At 75.1% G+C, this 1,548-nt stretch carries 2 protein-coding genes; both read left to right on the plus strand.

Annotated features, from left to right (window positions below; genetic code table 11):
* On the plus strand, nucleotides 1–288 hold a 288-nt coding region (locus tag ABNT58_RS03785), incomplete at its 5' end, for a methyl-accepting chemotaxis protein (protein WP_348752181.1).
* 100 nt (nucleotides 289–388) lie between these two features.
* Nucleotides 389–1,548 (plus strand): hypothetical protein (locus ABNT58_RS03790; RefSeq protein ID WP_348752182.1); only part of this gene is annotated, 1,160 nt, incomplete at its 3' end.

Consider the following 1,548-nt stretch of genomic DNA (forward strand, 5'->3'; position numbering starts at 1 on the left):
GTCGACAGCGTGGAATCGGGCGCCCGCCTGGTGCAGGACGCCGGCACCACGATGCAGGAGATCGTGGACAGCGTGCGCCACGTCAGCCAGATCGTCAGTGAGATCACCAATGCCTCGGGCGAGCAGAGCACCGGCATCGGCGAGATCGGCCGCGCCGTCAGCGAGCTGGACCACATGACGCAGCAGAACGCCGCGCTGGTGGAGCAATCGGCCGCCGCCGCACAAAGCCTGCAGGACCAGGCCCAGCGCCTGGCCGGCGTAGCCGCGCGCTTCCGCGTCGCGGCTTGAGGGGGCGGCGCCCGGCGCTTGTCTAGACAGGCCGGTCCTAGGGATACGGCCGCGCCTGCAGGCGGGCTAAGGTGGGCGGCAGCCCCCACGTGCCGCCTGCATGCCCACCCCCCTGACCTTTCCTGGCGTGGCGATCGAAGAGACGCCGGCCTGGCTGCGCGCGGTGGCCGCCCAGCCCACCTCGGTGACGGCGTTGGCCGGCCGCGCCTGGCGCGGCCCGGTGGGCCGGCCGCAAGCCGTGGGCAGCCTGAACGATTTCCTGCGCCTCTTCGGCCCCGCGCCGGCCGGTGATGCGCTGGCCGCGGCCGTGGCCGACTTCTTTGCCAACGGTGGCAGCGCTGCGCTGGTGCTGCGCCTGTACCGGCCGGCCGCGCCGCAAGCCGACGCTGCGGCCTCCCATGCTGACGGCTGCAGCCGCTGGCGGGTGGGCGGCCTGCCGCTGCGCGCCGTCGACCCTGGCCGCTGGGGCGATGGGCTGCAGCTTCAGCTCACGGTGCAGCCGGGCGACGCCACGCGGTTCAACCTCAGCGTGCAAGACCCGGCCAGCGGCCGCGACGAGCGCTATGAGGGCCTGAGCCTGCAACCCGGCCACCCGATGGAGGCCGGCCCGCAGCTGCACCCATCCGCCCTGCTGCGCCTGGACGACGCAGCGCCCGATACCCCGCTGCACACCGGCGCTGGCGAACTGCTTCGCCCCGGCCATGACGGCGAGCCACTCACCGCCGCCGACCTGATGGGCGACGAAGCAGCGGCCACCGGCTTGCACGCGCTGTCCGCCGGGCCGCCTTTCCACCTGCTGTGCCTGCCGCCCCCCGATGCGCACACCGACTGGCCGCCCGAGCTGTGGGCTGCCGCGGCGCGGCTGGCCGGCCAGCAACGGGCGCTGTTGCTGATCGACCCGCCCGCTGCCTGGCGCAGCGCACGGGAGGCCCTGGCAGGCGCCGCCACGCTGTGCCCCGGCAGCCCCGACGCGGCGCTGTACTTCCCGCGCCTGTCGGGCCCCGGCGGGCAGGACCGCGTGCCCTGCGGCGCGGTGGCCGGCATGATGGCGCGCACCGACCGCCAGCGGGGCGTGTGGAAGGCGCCCGCTGGCCTGGAGGCACAACTGGCCGGCGGCGCGGCGCCCACGCTGCCGCTGGACGACGGGCTGAGCGGGCTGCTGAACGAGCAGGCCATCAACACCGTGCGCATGCTGCCCGGCAAGGGCACGGTGGTATGGGGTGCCCGCACCCGGGCCGGCATCGACGGCCTGGGATCGGA

Source organism: uncultured Aquincola sp. (genome assembly GCF_964001545.1).
In the GTDB taxonomy this organism is placed as follows: Bacteria; Pseudomonadota; Gammaproteobacteria; order Burkholderiales; family Burkholderiaceae_C; genus Aquincola.